The sequence below is a fragment of the Paenibacillus sp. RS8 genome (assembly GCF_041956825.1).
Classification (GTDB): domain Bacteria; phylum Bacillota; class Bacilli; order Paenibacillales; family Paenibacillaceae; genus Paenibacillus_AQ.
The window spans coordinates 3,529,192-3,546,413 of the sequence record NZ_CP168131.1 but is presented as its reverse complement, the minus strand read 5'-3'; the positions used below and the strand labels follow the sequence as shown (position 1 = coordinate 3,546,413).

The 17,222-nt window shown below is 46.2% G+C and carries 13 protein-coding genes and 1 other annotated feature; of the genes, 3 read left to right on the top strand and 10 right to left on the bottom strand.

Annotation, left to right across the window (positions count from 1 at the left end; all coding sequences use genetic code 11):
- The first annotated feature begins 41 nt into the window (after nucleotides 1–41).
- Nucleotides 42–1,298 (top strand): FAD-binding oxidoreductase, encoded by a 1,257-nt coding sequence (locus ACDZ28_RS17205; protein WP_042131980.1) that lies wholly within the window; start codon nucleotides 42–44, stop codon nucleotides 1,296–1,298.
- A 55-nt stretch (nucleotides 1,299–1,353) separates the two neighbouring features.
- On the opposite strand, the gene ACDZ28_RS17200 is transcribed toward ACDZ28_RS17205, so the two are convergent.
- From ACDZ28_RS17200 to ACDZ28_RS17190, 3 genes are all read right to left on the bottom strand, one after another.
- Complete coding sequence (locus ACDZ28_RS17200) at nucleotides 1,354–1,896, bottom strand: hypothetical protein (protein WP_042125583.1); 543 nt, start codon at nucleotides 1,894–1,896, stop codon at nucleotides 1,354–1,356.
- A 215-nt stretch (nucleotides 1,897–2,111) separates the two neighbouring features.
- Entirely contained in the window at nucleotides 2,112–2,531 is a 420-nt protein-coding gene (locus ACDZ28_RS17195) for a DUF350 domain-containing protein (RefSeq protein ID WP_042125581.1), read from the bottom strand.
- A 31-nt stretch (nucleotides 2,532–2,562) separates the two neighbouring features.
- Nucleotides 2,563–4,929, bottom strand: coding sequence for an endonuclease MutS2 (locus ACDZ28_RS17190; RefSeq protein WP_339289873.1), 2,367 nt, complete (start codon nucleotides 4,927–4,929; stop codon nucleotides 2,563–2,565).
- A 150-nt stretch (nucleotides 4,930–5,079) separates the two neighbouring features.
- Here ACDZ28_RS17190 and ACDZ28_RS17185 point away from each other — a divergent pair, with 150 nt between their 5' ends.
- Entirely contained in the window at nucleotides 5,080–5,427 is a 348-nt protein-coding gene (locus tag ACDZ28_RS17185; RefSeq protein ID WP_042125577.1) for a phage holin family protein, read from the top strand.
- Between the two features lie 69 nt (nucleotides 5,428–5,496).
- Here ACDZ28_RS17185 and ACDZ28_RS17180 read toward each other — a convergent pair whose 3' ends face one another.
- Complete coding sequence (locus ACDZ28_RS17180; RefSeq protein WP_052414522.1) at nucleotides 5,497–6,510, bottom strand: GGDEF domain-containing protein; 1,014 nt, start codon at nucleotides 6,508–6,510, stop codon at nucleotides 5,497–5,499.
- Nucleotides 6,511–6,836: 326 nt separating this feature from the next.
- On the opposite strand from ACDZ28_RS17180, the gene ACDZ28_RS17175 reads away from it, so the two are divergent.
- Complete coding sequence (locus ACDZ28_RS17175; RefSeq protein WP_331281360.1) at nucleotides 6,837–7,220, top strand: cupredoxin domain-containing protein; 384 nt, start codon at nucleotides 6,837–6,839, stop codon at nucleotides 7,218–7,220.
- Between the two features lie 238 nt (nucleotides 7,221–7,458).
- On the opposite strand, the gene zapA is transcribed toward ACDZ28_RS17175, so the two are convergent.
- From zapA to ACDZ28_RS17145, 6 genes are all read right to left on the bottom strand, one after another.
- Complete coding sequence (gene zapA / locus ACDZ28_RS17170; RefSeq protein WP_331281374.1) at nucleotides 7,459–9,477, bottom strand: cell division protein ZapA; 2,019 nt, start codon at nucleotides 9,475–9,477, stop codon at nucleotides 7,459–7,461.
- A 206-nt stretch (nucleotides 9,478–9,683) separates the two neighbouring features.
- Complete coding sequence (gene pheT / locus ACDZ28_RS17165) at nucleotides 9,684–12,128, bottom strand: phenylalanine--tRNA ligase subunit beta (RefSeq protein WP_042125572.1); 2,445 nt, start codon at nucleotides 12,126–12,128, stop codon at nucleotides 9,684–9,686.
- A gap of 378 nt (nucleotides 12,129–12,506) precedes the next feature.
- A complete protein-coding gene (pheS, locus tag ACDZ28_RS17160; RefSeq protein ID WP_076120826.1) occupies nucleotides 12,507–13,541 on the bottom strand; it encodes a phenylalanine--tRNA ligase subunit alpha in 1,035 nt (344 codons plus the stop codon).
- Nucleotides 13,542–13,601: 60 nt separating this feature from the next.
- Nucleotides 13,602–13,888: a binding site (T-box leader), on the bottom strand.
- A 186-nt stretch (nucleotides 13,889–14,074) separates the two neighbouring features.
- The gene (locus tag ACDZ28_RS17155; RefSeq protein ID WP_231574086.1) at nucleotides 14,075–15,109 is read right to left on the bottom strand and encodes an ABC transporter substrate-binding protein; all 1,035 of its coding nucleotides are present in this window, start codon (nucleotides 15,107–15,109) and stop codon (nucleotides 14,075–14,077) included.
- A 113-nt stretch (nucleotides 15,110–15,222) separates the two neighbouring features.
- Nucleotides 15,223–16,191 carry a galactofuranose ABC transporter, permease protein YjfF gene (gene yjfF / locus ACDZ28_RS17150; protein ID WP_375105292.1) on the bottom strand — a complete coding sequence of 323 codons (969 nt, stop codon included), beginning with the start codon at nucleotides 16,189–16,191 and terminating at the stop codon, nucleotides 15,223–15,225.
- The gene (locus tag ACDZ28_RS17145) at nucleotides 16,181–17,221 is read right to left on the bottom strand and encodes an ABC transporter permease (protein ID WP_042125563.1); all 1,041 of its coding nucleotides are present in this window, start codon (nucleotides 17,219–17,221) and stop codon (nucleotides 16,181–16,183) included. Before ACDZ28_RS17145 ends, yjfF begins: the two co-directional genes overlap by 11 nt.
- Nucleotide 17,222: the final 1 nt, after the last annotated feature.

Below are 17,222 nucleotides of genomic sequence, written 5' to 3'. Positions count from 1 at the left end.
CCATACTTAATTATGGAACGAATGAAGGAGCGATCAATTTCATGAGACTAAATAGCGGCACCCCCCCTTGGAGAAACACTTTACAAGACCCTCCAACTTATCCCGCGCTAGAGGATACCATACGCTGTGATTGCCTGGTTGTAGGCGCTGGAATGGGCGGAGCAATGGCATCCTATCGCTTGTCGTTAAGCGGAGCGGAGGCTGTTCTGATCGAAAAAAAACGAGTTGGCAGCGGAAGTTCACATGCCAATACTGGTCTGCTGCAAATATCTAACGACAAATCGTTAACCTCATGTATGAACACCTTTGGAGAAAAGAACGGCTTGCTCTTTTATCAGCTATGCCAAGCAGGGGTTAGAAATATTCTGGATCTGCCGGCCAAACTCGATATCGATCCCCAAATCATTCCTCGCAGCAGCCTTTTATATGCCAGTACACATGAGGATGTACCCGCTCTGCGAGAAGAATATGAGAATCTCGTTGCTCACGGATTCGATTCTGATTTCTGGGAAGAGGAAAAAATAGCTTCTGTGTATTCTTTTTCAAAACCCGCTGCGCTTTATTCACGCGGTGATGCAGAGGCGAATCCTTTCCGGACGGTTCACAGCCTGATCGCCAAGGCAGCAATGAATGGTGTACATGTTTATGAGCAAACCGAGGCTAAACGCTATGAATTTACTGAAGATGGCGTAATTTGCCACACAGAGCATGGACGCATCATTGCGAAAAAGGTTATCTTTGCAATGGGCTATGAAACGCAGGAGTTTAAAAAAGACCGGGGCGCTGAGCTGATCAATACGTATGCTGTGATGACAAAGCCTCTGAAGGAATTTCCGAAATGGCATGAGCGCAGCCTTCTTTGGGAAACCGCCCGACCGTATTTGTATTTTCGGACAACACCGGAGGGACGTATTATTGCAGGAGGCAAAGATGAGCCATTGACGGATCCCGAGCGTCGTGATGTCAGAGTAATCTCTCAGAGTCAACGGTTACTGGAAGAGCTGGAAGCTCTGTTTCCTGAAATCAAAGGCATCGAGATTGAATACTCCTGGGGAGCTGTATTCGGCTCCACGCGTGATGGGCTCCCTTATATCGGCCCACATCCCAAGTTCCCTCATTGCTATTTCATCGAGGGTTATGGAGGCAATGGGACGGTGTACAGCATGATTGCTGCGGAGTTATTAACAGATACGATTGCGGGTAAACACCGGCCGGAGCTAGATCTATTCTCGTTGACACGATCAGTTAAACCTTCTCCTTCTCAGAATACGAACGTTAATACACAGAAATGGAATTAAAAAAAGCTTAGTCCCCTTATAGTCAATAAGAGGACTAAGCTTTTTATGATGATACTTATGCTTTATCGGTACTCAGATTACGTACGAGCTGAATACGGTCTTCCTGCGCCAGACTATGCTGTACATGGAAACATGATGGGCACACATAGACATTAAGCGAGAATGGAGATGTTAATACAGGTCCACCCAGTGTAGCCGGTGCAGAAGGCTCGAAGTTGTTAACAAGCTGCTTTCCAGCAAGGATAGTTAATTCATGGCATTGTGTACATTCGGGTGCTTCTTCCTGAATCGCTAAGATACCCGATACACGCTCTTCATACTTATTCAAATCATAATCGTCACCGAATTGATTGAGCGTGTTGTAGATAGGCACTACACTGTCTTTGTCGACGTCGCCCCAAAGATCCTCATCATTAATAACCTCTTGTTTAGGTTCTTCTACAACTTCCTCTTCCTCATCTTCGATGCCGTCTATCCCTACTGTAACAGTACGATATCCGTTAAGTTCATTGTTACAGTGAGGACAATTTTCCTCTGGTCCGAATTCCTCGTCCCATACGATTTCAGTATGACACCAAGGGCACACAGTTGTTTCCATCTTTATAATCTCCTTCTTACTTCACGTTTAAATTTAGTTCATCATTAAATAAATAATACCGGCTGCTATAAAAGCAATGGCTGACACAAACAGAACTCGGGTAAGAATCTTCATGATATCCTCCTAATCCCCCACAAAGTGGAGCTGCTCATTTCAAAGCTTGTCCAGATCCATCTGGAATCCTTTGTAGGGAGGTGCAAAACCGCCTATTTTATTTAAAATATAGCTGCACCGATCACATAAGACAACGAAACCGAGATCAGCATTGCTATTAGCCCAACAGCACGGTTATCCGCAGCGATCTCCTCATCAATAGAGAATACCGGGGTTAGAAATTCAAATAAAAAATAGGCAAGCAGCAGCAGTAAAAAACCAACAACCGACCACTTCATCGTCTCATAAATCGAGACACCTGATTCAATACTGAAGCGCAGCACGTTGCAAATTCCGAAGATTTTGCCGCCAGTAGCCATGGCTACTGCCAAGTTTCCCTTGCGAATTTCTTCCCAGCAATTATATTTCGTTACCATTTCAAAAATAGACAAAAATACAACGAGCCCTAGAATTGCCACTGCAAAGTAGCCAAGCAAGGCACCTAGCGGATGACCCAGCAAAAGATCAATATCTCCTTGCACACTCTTCCCTTCTTTCTGCCGGGCAATCCCGCTATTGCAGCTCAGCTACGGTTACGCCTGCGCCGCCTTCATTATAATTTCCAAGCCTATAGCTCTTAACATGTCTGTGCTTACGCAAATATTCTTGAATCCCTGTGCGGAGCACACCTGTGCCCTTACCATGAATAATTGAAATTTGGCCCAAATTGCCTAAGAAAGCTTCATCAATAAAACGATCCGTCTCCATGATTGCTTCCTCTAGGTTCGTCCCCCGTAAATCCAGTTCTCTACGAATATTCTCGTCACGGGAACGTTTAACGGTTGTTGCCTGCCGAAGAGGCACCGGTGCAGAGGCTGCCTTAGATGAGAGCAGTTCAAGATCATCCAGGCTCACCTTCATCTTCATGATCCCAAACTGTACTAAAGCCTCTTTAGTGCCGCTTAATTCCACTACAAAACCTTTTTGATTTAAGCTATCTACTTTCACTTCATCACCAGGCCCAATCGTCCGCGGAGTCTTAGCTGGCTTCCGAGTTGCGGCTTTCTTACGCGGTGAAGGTTCCGCTTCATCTAGACGTCTCCGTGCTTCAATCAGCTTATGCTCTTTGACTGAAGCGCCTTCTTCCATAGCTAAGCGGCGCAAATCGCTAATGATTACTTCAGCTTCCTTACGCGCTTTCTCCAAAATCGCACTGGCATCTTTCTCCGCTTTCTCCAGTCGTTTGTCCCGCTGGCTTTCCAGCTTTTCAAGCTCTTGCTGGTGTCTGCTGCGCAGTTCTTCCACTTCACGGCGGATACTCTCTGCTCTCTCATGTTCCTGCTCTGCACCAAGTCGATTCTCTTCAAGAGAAGCAATCATATGCTCCACACGAAGGTCTTCTTCCTTCACTTCACCACGTGCATGCTCCAGAATCGCGCTTGGCAGACCTAATCGCTCTGCAATTGCAAAAGCGTTGCTTCGTCCAGGAACACCAATCAGCAAACGATAGGTAGGACTAAGACTTTGGACATCAAATTCCATGCTGGCATTGATGACCCCTTTACGCTCATAAGCATATGCCTTCAGTTCGCTATAATGCGTAGTAGCGACCATACGGCATTCAGTCCGGTGAATATGCTCCAGAATGGCAATTGCCAGCGCGGAGCCTTCTGCCGGATCCGTTCCTGCACCCACTTCATCAAGCAGAATAAGACTCTTTGGAGTCATTCGGCGCAGAATGGATATAATATTCGTCATATGGCTGGAGAACGTACTCAGACTTTGCTCAATACTCTGTTCATCGCCAATATCTGCATAAATGGCATCAAACACACACATTTGACTGCCTTCCTCTGCTGGAATGAACAAACCAGACATCGACATAAGACTCAACAGTCCAATGGTCTTGAGTGTAACGGTTTTACCACCTGTATTCGGTCCAGTTACAATTATCGAGCTATATTGGTTGCCGAGCTCTACATCCAGAGGAACCACATGCTCCGCAGGAATCAGCGGATGTCGTCCTTTGCGCAGCTTCAAATACCCGCGATCATTCATGCGAGGCTGCGTAGCCTTCATATCTCGTGCAAGACGTGCCTTAGAGAAGATGAAATCAAGCTCACCTAAAATATCGATATCATAAGTCATTTCTTCGGCTATATCAGCTACTAGCGCTGTCAACCTATGCAAAATGATCTCAATCTCCCGCTCTTCACGCAGCCGTGTTTCACGCAGTTTGTTATTCATCGCCACAATAGACTCAGGTTCGATAAATAAAGTCGCACCTGATCCAGACTGATCATGTACGATACCACCGAAATGCGCACGATACTCCGCTTTTACAGGAATAACAAACCGATCCCCACGAATCGTTACCAGCTGATCCTGCAGCATTTTAGATACGGAAGAAGAACGAATCATGGAATCCAGCTTCTCACGAATTCGAGTCTCTCCGCCGCGTAATTCACGTCGAATCGTAGCCAATTCAGAGCTAGCTGTGTCAAGAACATCTGCGTTCTCGTCTATGCATAAACGAATGGCATCTTCTACATGTTTTTGCTCTGACAAAACATCGCTGAGTGAAAATAGGAATTCAATCTTCTCCTCCTCATGCATAGCTGCCAGGAAGCGTTTGACTCTTCTTGCTCCGCCAATGGTAGTTCCCACTGCCAGCAGTTCAGTTGTTCCCAGCATTCCGCCTATAGAGGCACGTTTTAGCGCAGCTCGAATATCGCTTATCCCGCCAAATGAAGGAATACCCTTCAGGCGATCTACATTAGCCGCTTCATCCGTGGCTTGAAGTAGCTTTTTCACGCCTTCAAAATCACCGGAGGGTCTTAGCTGCTCCGCAGTCAATCGCCCCATTGAGGTTTGCGTATATTGCATTAATTTATTTAAAATCTTGCGATATTCAAGCGTATGCAAAATTTTGTCGTCCAATTACAGTCACAGCTCCCTTCATAGATGTTTCCATTATACAGAATTCAAGTCAATTTCGCTATTTGGTATAGGATTAAGCATAAAAACAAGTATTAAGGTCACAATAAGAACTGCACATATCCTTAGCTTGGGCCAAAGGAGGTTAGTACATTGAATTTCTTAAGTCATGTGGGTCGTTTTGTTGTAGCAGCGCTTGTTCTGATGGTTGTCGGTTGGATTGTTCCACAGTTCACTATTGGAGGCTTTTGGAGCGCTCTTATCCTTGCACTGGTGATCGCGTTACTCGGCTGGGTTGTCGAAGGAATCTTCGGCAAGAAAGCAACACCCTTCGGCCGCGGTATCGTCGGTTTTATCGTCAGTGCATTAGTCATCTGGGTCGCCCAATTCGTAGTGAGTGGAGTTAGCGTATCCATTCTAGGAGCAATCCTGGCAGCACTGGTCATCGGTATTGTCGACTTGTTTTTACCGGTATCCACCCCGTTCGAAGCGGCAAAGTAACGAAAGCTATCCACAACACAGAACCCCTATTCCCGGTTCTTTTCCGGCAATAAGGGTTCTGTGTCTTTTTTATCCATAAGTCGCAATTTCAGCTCCATCATTGTCAAAAGCATTAACGACTGTATTCTTGCCACGTTTCTTCGCTGCATATAGCGCATTATCCGTTTTGCGGAACAGAATCTCCTTCCCGTCCCCTAGCTGATATTCACATATTCCAATGCTTACGGTGATCGGCTTATTGCCAGCGTGCAAATGCTCTATTCGAGCAATGTTGATCCGTAGTTCCTCTATAGCTTTATAGGCCTCAGAATAACTTTTGTCCGTAAAAATCACTGCAAACTCTTCACCGCCGTATCTGGCTGCAAAATCATTAAGTTCGATCATGCCGCCAACCTTTTCCGCAACCGCCTTAAGTACAAGATCCCCTACCCAGTGCCCATATGTATCATTAACCTGCTTGAAATTATCGATATCGAAAAGAGCCAGCTGTAATTTGAGGTTGTTGCTCTCACACTGCTCTAATAATGTATCCAGGTATTCATGAAATGTTTTATGGTTGTACAGCCCAGTGAGCGCATCTGTCTTGAGCAGCTTATCAGAAACAGCCCTCTCCACCATGAGATCTTGGCCTTCCTTCGTTAATCTCTCTAGATTATCACGCGCTTCCCGAGCTCGGATTATTACCGCATGAGCCATCCCTACGAAAATAATAAATACACACTCTACCATTAAGAATTCAAGCAACGGTTTATTCAGAAATATCCGTTCTAATCCAAAATAATTCCCTGCATAAAACACTACGCTGAATATCCCCATAATGTACAGAAGCTTACTATCAAAGTAAATTAGAGCAACCATAATAGGCATCATTAACGTCATCTGCGCACCATCAACATAAGGCTCTAATACAAAATACATAAGATAGGATACTAGAAATCCACAACTGACCACTCCGAGCTTAGGAGAAAGTCTGCTATACCGCAGCCACAGCTCAGCTGCAATCATAAAGATCACAATTAATAAATTGCAAGCTAGAAACAAATGTGATTGCGTTTGTGTGTGGGGAAGGTCAACATTTATCATAAAAAGGATCTCTGAAACCATCATTAGAATGACTATTATCCAGAAGCCTTTTAAAATTCTACGGTGCCAAATCTCTGTTTTTAGCACATCGTTATTATTAATAATCTGTATCCCCTACTTAATCGTTAATATATTCTTTTTTCATTATAATAAATCTAAATTAGATTCACATCAATTTTTTGCAATTTTCGACAAAGTTTGAGCGATCCCTTCGTTCACGGATTATTCACAATTCATCAAAGTGATGACAGAAATTTTAAGTTATGATGTTTACATAATTGTCACATTATTTCTGAGATTGTACTTCCTGGGAGGGGATAAGGATTATGAAGAGAGTTGCAATTCTGCTTTCCATTGTGTTTGTAATAGCTCTCACTGCCTGCAGCAACAGTAACAATAATACAGCAAGTAATAGCGGTAATGAATCTAAGCCAGAAATCGAAGCAGAAACAGAACTCATAATTACGGCTACAAATTACAGCTTTGATCAGGAAGAATATCATTTAAAAAAAGGTGTACCCGTCAAAATTATTTTTAAAAACGATAGCGGCAATCATGGCATCCTTATCCCTGAATTTGAACTCCAGCTTAATAGCAAAAAATCCTCAAAGGTAATTGTTCCGGAAGAAGCCGGCACATTCGAAATGACCTGTTCGATTATGTGCGGTTCCGGACATAGCGGTATGAATGCAAAAATCATCGTAGAATAGATGACTCAATAAAATAGCCGATCGCTAGGGAATTTCCCTACGGTCGGCTATTTATTTACGCTGTGGCCACTAGCATAAACGCCTTCGGCGTCTCTATAAGAATACTAACCATTTAAGCGAGAAATATAAGAAAGGATAGTGTGAGGCTTATACTAACTTATATTTTAGACAAAGAGGGCTAACCTGAAATAGATCTCTCTACACCTCAGGTACAGCCCTCTTTTCTTGCATCCGACATTCAACTATCCTGTTCGATCAGTTGAATCCATTCATTATATTCATTCTGAAGCTTGGCATATTCCTCTTGAAGATTACGATGCTCATCCGTCATCTTCTGTAGCTCATTCTGATGCATCTCAAACTGGACCTGTAGCAGACGCAGTTGTCCTTGAGCCAACTCATAGTTCTCGCCGACTTCACCAAGCTGCTGAAGCACCTCACTGCGTTCACGTTCAATAGATTCCTGCTTCGCCTCAGCCTCACCGGCCTCCTGCTGCCAAATATCTATCTCTTCGCGCAGCTTCGCTTCTAAATCACTCCACTGCTGCTGCCGCTCGAATAACTCCTCGTACTTGTGCTTCCAGGAAGCTCCGTACGCCTCGGCCTCCTTAAGCACTCCCTGCTGCTCAGCAACAGTAGCAGCGGCTTCACGGCTAGCTTCAGACAACTCTTCCAAACGTCGTGCTGTCTCTTCGCCTTCTTCCTGCAGCAGCTGATATCTTTCCTGCAGACGTTCGCCATCTTGCAGTACTTCGTCATATTGAGAGATTAGTTCCTCATAGCGTTCACGAAGCGCAGACAGTTCCTTCTGAACCTGTCCACCTTGTTCACGGAGTGCTGCAGTTTCCTCTTCTGCATCTGTACGAAGTTGAACTTGATGATCTAATTGTTGTACTAATCCATCCGCTTGACCCCGAAGAACCTCAATCTCCTTCTGAAGTGTCAGTGATTTCTCCTCGGACTCCAGCAGATTCATTTCCAGTTCGCCAATATCATCCATCCGTTTATCCGAAAGCTCTTGCCAATTCGCTGCCTCCGCCATAGATCCAGCGAGTTCTTCCTGAACACGGTGCAGATTATCACTCGTTTCTTGTAATGACTTCCGCAGCTCTGATGCTTCATTCTGTGACTGCTGATAACGCTGACGCAATTCTTCCAGCTCTTCATTCAACAGCACACCTAACTCAGTAGCCGTACGCAGTTCCTCACTGAGCTGCTCTTCGCGTTTAACCACCGCTTCATATTGTCCGAGCAGCGTTTGACGAGCATCTCGTTCACTCTTAAGACTGGCTTCAGCCGCACGGAGTCTAGACTGAAGTTGTCCTGTTCCACCACGGAGCTCAGCCAGCTGTTTCTCAAGCTCTTGAATGCTTTGCTTATGTCTGTGTTCCTGAGTGCCTTGCGATTGTCGAAGCTCCTTATTCTTAGCAAGCTCCCGTTGTAAAGCTTCCCGCTCTTCAGCCAGTTCCTTGCCTAGCTTCGTTGTTGTATCCTCGAGTTCCTTACCTAATGTCGATTTGGTTTCCTCAAGCTGTTTCTCTAATGTTGACCTGGTCTCGGTTAACTCAAGCTCCAGGGCAGACAAAGTATCTGTCTTCTCCTTAATCAGCGTCTCACGGATGTTCTCCAGCTCTAGCAGATGCGCCGTCTTCTGCTCTTCCAATTGCTGCAGACGGATGGCTTCTGCAATCGCTAGCTCCTCTCGATGATTCTCACGAATAGCAGCCTGTTCTGCCTCATAGCTTGCCCGCAGTGCTTGAAGCTCCTGCTCACGCGCAAGCAGCTCCTCTTCCAGCTTCTCTCGCGCAGCTTCAGCCGCTTGGTTTGCCTCCTGAAGCTGGTCCGCATGTACCTTGCGCTCGTTCTCCTGGATCTCCAGATGACGCTTGCGTTCTTCTTCAATCGCAGCAATCAGTCGCTCTGCTTCTTCCTTAGCCGCCGCTTCAAGGCGTTCATATTCTTCTTGTCGCTCCCGCTGAACCTCCAGCAGGCGAGATACTTCCAATCGCAGTTCACTGCGTTCACCTGTCATCATGTTGAGTTCATTTTTAAAATCCTGAACCTGAATAGCCTGCTCCGCCATATGTACTGCTGCAAGCACCGCAATACGCGGCGTATCCAGTCTGGTGTGTGATTTAGAAATCGTGCGCATATGTTCGTCAACATAACGGGCCACTTGTTTCATATATTCAGTGCTGCTTCCGACGAGTTTATAGGAAGTTCCGTATATCTCCACGGCGACACGAGTCCGGTCCATAGCCACAGTTGTGCCCTCCTTTGTATGTGTGCGGATTCTAAGCTAGTCTTACTGTTTCTATTGTAGCTTTTTTCTTAAGCATTTGGCAAAATCCCTTGTAATTCAATAGATTCTCGCTGACATCCTCCGCATTTCACTCTACCCAGAAAAAGCCGCAGCGAATCTCAGTTTCTAAATGGATTCGCTGCGGCTTTACACAATTCCTGCTATTTTCTTAATTCTGCACCAAAAGTTTGTTGAAGGGACGATAATAGCTTATCGTGTACTTCTCCAACCTCTTCATCTGTCAATGTATGTTCACCGTGACGATACAGAAGTGAGATCGCAATGCTCTTCTTCCCACTCTCTAATTTGCCGCCAGTGTACACGTCGAATACCTGAACGGATTGTAGCAAAGTCCCTCCGTTTGCACGGATGGAAGCTAGCAGATCGCCCGCTGGTACAGTTGAATCAACAACCACAGCAATATCCCGTTCCATTCCCGGGAAACGTGGAAGCTCATTATATTGCAGACGGCTGTGCGTGTTATCATACAGCGGCTGCAATAAAATCTCAGCGACATAGGTATCCACTAGATCAAGCTCTCTTTGCAGTTCCGGATGGAGCTGACCCATCGTTCCGATCTTCACACGACCCTCGTCTCCGAGCAGGTACACAGACGCGGAACGTCCAGGATGATATCCTTCTGGACTGTCTCCCTCGTAGATGATTCTGTCTGTAAGACCCAAATAAGCAAACACCGATTCTAGCGCACCCTTCAAATCAAAGAAATCGACAGGCTGTGCTGAAACGTTCCATTGCTTCACGGTTAGGCTACCGCTAAGCAACAAACCCAGCACTGGCAACTCACGCGGCTGGCGAGTCAACTGTTCTTCATCCGTGAAGAAGACATTGCCGATTTCAAACAACGCTAGATCGCTTTGACGACGGTTGGTATTGTAGCTAGCAATATCCAAAAGTTGTGGCAGAAGGCTAGTACGCAGTACACTGCGTTCTTCACTCATTGGCATAGCCAATTTAACCGCTTGTGAGCCTTCTGATAACTCAGGGAACATTTTGCTTTGTGCCGGCTGGATGAAGGAGTAGCCCATCACTTCCTGATAACCGCCATGCGACAACAGGCGACGCAGTTCACGGCGGAGTGATTGCTTATGCGTTAATGCACCTGGCGTTGTAACTCCTTCAATCAGAGTCGTTGGAATATTGTCGTACCCGTACAGACGAGCAATTTCTTCGATAAGGTCAACATCATAGTTGATATCGCCACGTCTAGTCGGCACCTGAACTTCGATCAGCCCTTGTGCAGTATCACCACACTTGAAATGAAGACGTCCAAACAATGTCTTCACTTCTAGCAAGGACAGATCTGTTCCGAGATAACGGTTCAACTTCTCCAAGGACAAAGTCAGTACCTTCTCTTCAGTTGCGACTGTTCCTGCTTGAACAATTCCTTCATGCACAGATCCGCCAGCATAACGTGCAATAAGTACTGCTGCGCGGTTCAATGCAGGAATAACTGCATTTGGGTCCACTTCTTTCTCGAAACGAAGGGATGCTTCCGAGCGAAGCCCCAGTTGACGCGAGGTTTTACGAACAGTTCCTCCATCAAACTTAGCGGATTCCAGAACGAGATTTACCGTTTCAGCAGTAACTTCTGTATCCTGTCCTCCCATTACTCCAGCCAGAGCTACTGCTTTAGCTCCATCAGCGATAACGAGCATATGTGGCTCAAGCTTCCGTTCTTGGCCATCAAGTGTAGTCAGGACTTCACCTTCATGAGCAAGACGAACGCCGAGTTCTCCGCCTTCGATTTTATCTGCATCAAAAGCATGCAGCGGCTGTCCGTATTCGAGCATCACATAGTTAGTGATGTCTACGATGTTGTTAATTGGACGAATCCCTGCCGCCATCAGACGATTCTGAATCCACAGCGGTGATGCTGCAGGTTTAACACCCGAGATATAACGAACAGCGTAGTGACTGCAAAGTTCTTCATTCTCAATCTTAACGGAAATAGATTTAGCAGCTGCTCCGCTGATCTCAATGATTTCGCCTGCTGGATTAGGCAATTTGATCTCGCGTCCAAGAATCGCGCTCACTTCATAAGCAGCACCAATCATGCTTAGACAATCTGAACGGTTCGGAGTCAGATCGAATTCCAGAATCTCATCATCTAAACCCAGCAACTTTGAAATATCTTGACCGATCTCTGTTCCCTCTGGAAGCACAAGAATTCCTTCTTGTTGCTCTTTAGGAAGCAATTTATCGTTCAGGCCTAATTCTTTAGCTGAGCAGATCATCCCTTGCGATAATACTCCGCGCAGCTTTGCTTTTTTGATATCCAGCCCTGGCAGCTTAGCGCCTACAAGAGCTACAGGAACGGTTTGTCCTTCAGCCACATTTTTTGCGCCGCAGACGATTTGCAGATCTTCACCTTGACCTGCATCCACGATACATATGTTCAGCTTATCAGCATCAGGATGCTTTTCCTTCGATTTCACATAGCCGGTTACGATGCCCGAAATCCCTTTATTACGGCGCTCTACTCCGTCAATTTCAATGCCGGCAGCGGTAATCTTCTCCGCTAGCTTTTCGGCGGTTACTCCTTCAATCGATGTATAATCAGCCAACCATCCGGTTGATACTTTCATGTCCGCTCACTTCCTTTATGTTTCAGATGTATTTATCTACTTGCCGTTCGATCTGCTTCCAGTCGGAGGCTTGATTAAGAGCTCTCAATTTCAACTGCAAAACACTATTAAGAGCGGTCCCTGCAAGGAATCTTTGGACTTCCGGCCGCTGTTGTCCCCAGATTTCTTGATCTAAACCGCTCTTCGCGGTGGAAATCCGGGGACAAAGCTTATGCTTACGATGCTAGCTTTCCTACGGAAAGCTTTCAGGCGGTCGCTATCGCTCCTACAGTTCCAAAATTCCTTTCCGATCCTAGCTTAATAGGTTTTTTACAACATGAAATCAAATGCTCCAAAATCCATCCTCCTAACCCGTCAGCCAGCTCGCCCACCAAAAATCTAAACGCCCTTGAACTGCTTTACAAAACTCATATCGTTGTTATAGAAATGACGAATGTCATCGATGCCGTATTTAAGCATAGCAATCCGCTCAACACCCATACCGAATGCGAAGCCGCTATACTTAGCAGGATCATAGCCACCCATTTTCAGAACATTTGGATGCACCATACCCGCGCCAAGAATTTCTAACCATCCGCTTTGCTTGCACAGTCTGCAACCATCGCCGCCACATTTGAAGCAGCTTACGTCCACTTCAACGCTAGGCTCGGTGAACGGGAAGAAGCTCGGACGAAGACGAATGCCTGTATTCGGGCCGAACATCTCCTGCACGAATTGCTGCAATGTACCTTTCAGGTCACTCATCCGAATGTTGCTTCCGATAACCAAACCTTCGATTTGATGGAACTGGAAGGAGTGCGTTGCATCGTCATCATCACGGCGGAATACTTTACCCGGGCAGATGATTTTAACCGGAACTTCACCATTCATAGCCTGCATTGTACGAATCTGTACAGGAGACGTTTGAGTACGCATGAGCAGATCATCCGTCAAATAGAAGGAATCCTGCATATCACGAGCCGGGTGGTTCTTAGGCAGATTTAGGGCTTCAAAGTTATAATAATCGGTCTCCACTTCAGGACCTTCAGCCACACGGTAACCCATACCAATGAAAATATCCTCAATTTCCTGAACCACTCTGCTAAGCGGGTGAATGCCCCCTTGCTGCATGCGTCGGCCCGGCAGGGTTACGTCGACTTTTTCAGCCTGCAGACGCTGTTGTGTCTCCTGTTGTTGAAATGCCTCTTGCTTCGCTCCAATAATCTCCTCAATCGCACTACGCACCTGATTCGCTACTTGCCCGATAACCGGACGCTCCTCAGCACTAAGTCCTCCCATACCACGTAGAACTTCTGTAAGCTCACCTTTTTTACCGAGATACTTCACTCTTAGGTCATTCAGAACCTGTGGATCCATAACCTCCTGCAACTTAGCCAGTGCCTCTACCTTCAATGCTTCCAACTTCTCTTTCATGGCCGTGTACAGCCCCCTTCAATCATTGTCTAGTTCAACAAAAAAAGGCCTTTCCTCCCGGTAAGGGACGAAAAGACCGTGGTACCACCCTTGTTAGATAAGCTGATCTGTTCCCCTTAAGAGCTTCATTCCCTCTTTTGGCTGGACAGATACCTATCTCACTTTATACAGAAATAACGGTCTGTGACCGGTTTCCCCTACGCTTCCTTGCAAGGCAATCTTAAGGAATTCAAGGAACTGCTCCGGAGTGAACTTCGACAGCTCTGTTTCCTAGAAACGCTCTCAATCACCGACGTCTCCTCCCTGTAAGTCAGGCACTGTGTACTCTTCTCCATCAATGCATTTCACAATTCAATCTAATTGTCAGGTATCTCTTTAATGTAAGAGATATATCTATTTATTATATGCAAAATCTGTCGTTTTGACAAGTTCAAGCATAATTAGGTCAATTTTGATCTGGCTTTAAGCTAGCTTCTGACTCCAGCTGCACCCCCGGAAGGAACACCTCAAAGCGAAAGCTTTTTATCATCTGGTTAATATGTCCGGTTATCTACTTCCATTGCGGCCAGTTCCTGAGGGTAAATATCTTCTGCTGGAACCATACGTTTGGGGAGGGTCCGGCCCGACATAATCTCTTGGGTAGCTTGCATTAGTAAAGGACCCAAGAGCGGATTGCATTCAACGACAGCATTAATGTTCCCGGCAATCATCTGTTCAAAGGCACGGCGTGTCCCGTCAACTGAAATTATTATAATATCAGTACCCGGCTTCAGTCCGGCCTCCTCAATGGCTTCAACTGCACCAACGGCCATGTCATCATTATGGGAGAACAGCACCTGCGGCCACTCATCTTGAGGCAGGCTCAGGTATTCCTGCATGATCTTACTCCCTCCTGCCTTAGTAAAATCCGCAGGGCGGGTAAGTGTAATTTCAAAGGTATTTCGCCCCTTTATCGTCTCCCGAAACCCGCGTCCGCGGTCAATTGAAGGGGTGGATCCGATAGTACCCTGAAGTTCGGCAATTTTGATTTGTCCGGTATGATGCCGCATTTTGTCCAGCATATATTTAGCGGCCTTCACCCCTTCTTCAAAGAAGTCAGAGCCTATGCAGGTCACATAAAGTGAGTGGTCTTGCACATTAATAGAACGGTCAAGAATGATGACGGGTATGCCTGCCTGCTTTACTTCTTCTAAAATATCATCCCATCCGGTCTGCACAACAGGGGCAATTGCAATGATATCTACATTGCTCTTCATAAATGAACGGATGGCTTCCACCTGCTTTTGCTGAGATTGCTCAGCATTCTTCATAATTAGTGAAATGCCCGCTTCCCGAGCTGCCTCCTTAATGGAATTCGTATTTGCAGCTCTCCATGTACTCTCCGAGCCCAACTGGGAGAATCCGAGTAATATAGTTTTGGCTGCAGGCAGATCTGCCTGCGGAGGATTATTGATCTTCAAGGGGATTTCCGTAGGCCTGAGCGAAGGTTCGGCACTCCTGACCCCTGCTCCGAAGCAGCCAGTCAGGAACACAAACACTAAGCAGACTATCCATTTCCCTGCTTTCACTGAACTCTCCCCCATTTTGGTAACGGTTGCATTTATAAACGAATACTATCGGGAACCCAAGAAAACGGAGCCCGATGGTAATTGTAGCAACAATTCTATAGTAAGAGCAACTGCTACTGCCTTAGGATAGAACGTCTTGCACTAAGAATTCTCTGAAACAGGATAAAGGTGAAGAGCAGCAGACCGATAACAATTTTGGTCCACCAGGAGCTGAGTGTACCATCGAAACTGATTAAGGTTTGGATTACGCCCTGAATTAGCACACCGAAGAAGGTACCAAGGACATAACCGACGCCTCCAGTTAGTAACGTTCCACCTATGACAACCGCAGCAATCGTGTCAAGCTCAAAACCAACTGCATGAAGCCCGTATCCCGATAGCATGTAGAATGTGAACACGACGCCAGCCAAAGCTGAACAGAATCCGCTAAACGCATATACCAGCACTTTGGTTCGCGCAACCGGAAGCCCCATCAGCAACGCCGATTGTTCGTTTCCCCCAAGAGCGTACACATTGCGGCCAAATCGCGTATAATGCGCGATGAAGATAGCGGCGGCTGTGACAATCAACGCAACAATAGCACTAATTGAAATAAAGCTGCCACCCGGGAGCGTGATCTTGGTCTGCGCTACATTCGTATAGAAAGCGTTATCTATCGTTATCGTATCAATGCTGATTACATAGCACAATCCACGAGCCAAAAACATTCCCGCTAAAGTCACGATAAAAGGCTGAATTTTAAAATAGTGGATAATGGCTCCCATTCCCGATCCAAAAACGGCTCCCATAAGAAGTACTAGCGGAATAACGACTGCTGGAGACCATCCTTGCTGCTGAATCAGGCTCGCTGACACCATTGTTGTAAGAGCGATGATTGAGCCGACGGACAAATCAATACCTCCGGACAGAATGACAAAGGACATGCTGATGGCGGTAATCAGCAGAAAGGCATTATCCACGAAAAGGTTCATCAGTACCTGCAGAGAGAAAAAACCGGTATATCGGAAAGAACCTGCAGCAAACATGGCCAGAAACAGTGCAATCGTTACAATAATCGGAATATACTTGCGTTTAAGAAACATGGCGTGCAATCTCCTTTTCTCCTGGATAATGCCGCTTTTTCCACCGCAAGGCAAGTGCTGCCCGGAAGGCAGATGACTGGATCAAGCAGACCGCCAGCACTACAAACGCTTTGACTACCAGCGTGATTTCCGGCGGAACACCGATCATATAGATTGTGGTGGTCAGCGTTTGGATGATCAGGGCTCCGACAACAGTTCCAAGTAAATAGAAGCGTCCGCCGTTTAGTGATGTTCCGCCGATAACGACTGCCAGGATGGCATCTAGTTCATACCACAGCCCTGCGTTATTTCCATCTGCGCTGGATACATTTGAACTCAACAGCAATCCGGCTATACCGGCACACAATCCGCAGAATATATATACGGACATCATCACCCATTTGGCACGAATACCCGACATCAGACTTGCCATCGGGTTACAGCCAACCGATTCAATAAACAGCCCCAGTGCTGTCTTTCTTGTGAGCAGTACGGCTGTAACAAGAACGGCGGCTACTACAAAGATGGAGAACGGCAAAGTCGCCAATGAACCGGAGCCGATATAAGTGTATTTATCGCTCGTCACTGTGATAATCTGTCCGCCAGTAATGAGTTGGGCTATTCCGCGCCCGGCCACCATAAGAATTAAGGTGGCAATAATCGGCTGAATGCCAGCGACTGACACCAGCAGCCCATTCCATACCCCCAGAAGGAGAGATAGCACCACTGCCATTAGTACCGATATCAGAATCAAGGACAGCATATTCTGATCCGAGCCTTTGCTAATGGAAAGACAGGCAATAGCTCCCGATATAGCCACGATTGATCCGACGGACAAATCAATCCCGCTCGTAGCCACAACCAGAGTCATTCCGATCGCCACGAGTACCAAAGGGGCGCCAAAGTTGAGAATATCGATCAGACTGCCGTATAAATGCCCGTCTTGCAGCGTAATCGAGAAGAAATCAGGAGAATAAAAAAGATTAAATAGCATCAATGCAGCCAGTACGCACAACGGCCAGAATAAATGATGTTTATAAATGGTTTTCATA

Excerpts from the sequence above, each read along its gene's own strand:
- pheT (WP_042125572.1), bottom strand. The coding sequence starts at position 12,128 with ATGAAAGTATCAACCGGATGGTTGGCTGATTATACATCGATTGAAGGA.
- pheS (WP_076120826.1), bottom strand. The coding sequence starts at position 13,541 with ATGAAAGAGAAGTTGGAAGCATTGAAGGTAGAGGCACTGGCTAAGTTG.
- ACDZ28_RS17205 (WP_042131980.1), top strand. The coding sequence starts at position 42 with ATGAGACTAAATAGCGGCACCCCCCCTTGGAGAAACACTTTACAAGAC.
- ACDZ28_RS17180 (WP_052414522.1), bottom strand. The coding sequence starts at position 6,510 with ATGATAAATGTTGACCTTCCCCACACACAAACGCAATCACATTTGTTT.
- yjfF (WP_375105292.1), bottom strand. The coding sequence starts at position 16,191 with ATGTTTCTTAAACGCAAGTATATTCCGATTATTGTAACGATTGCACTG.
- ACDZ28_RS17175 (WP_331281360.1), top strand. The coding sequence starts at position 6,837 with ATGAAGAGAGTTGCAATTCTGCTTTCCATTGTGTTTGTAATAGCTCTC.
- ACDZ28_RS17145 (WP_042125563.1), bottom strand. The coding sequence starts at position 17,221 with ATGAAAACCATTTATAAACATCATTTATTCTGGCCGTTGTGCGTACTG.
- ACDZ28_RS17200 (WP_042125583.1), bottom strand. The coding sequence starts at position 1,896 with ATGGAAACAACTGTGTGCCCTTGGTGTCATACTGAAATCGTATGGGAC.
- zapA (WP_331281374.1), bottom strand. The coding sequence starts at position 9,477 with ATGGACCGGACTCGTGTCGCCGTGGAGATATACGGAACTTCCTATAAA.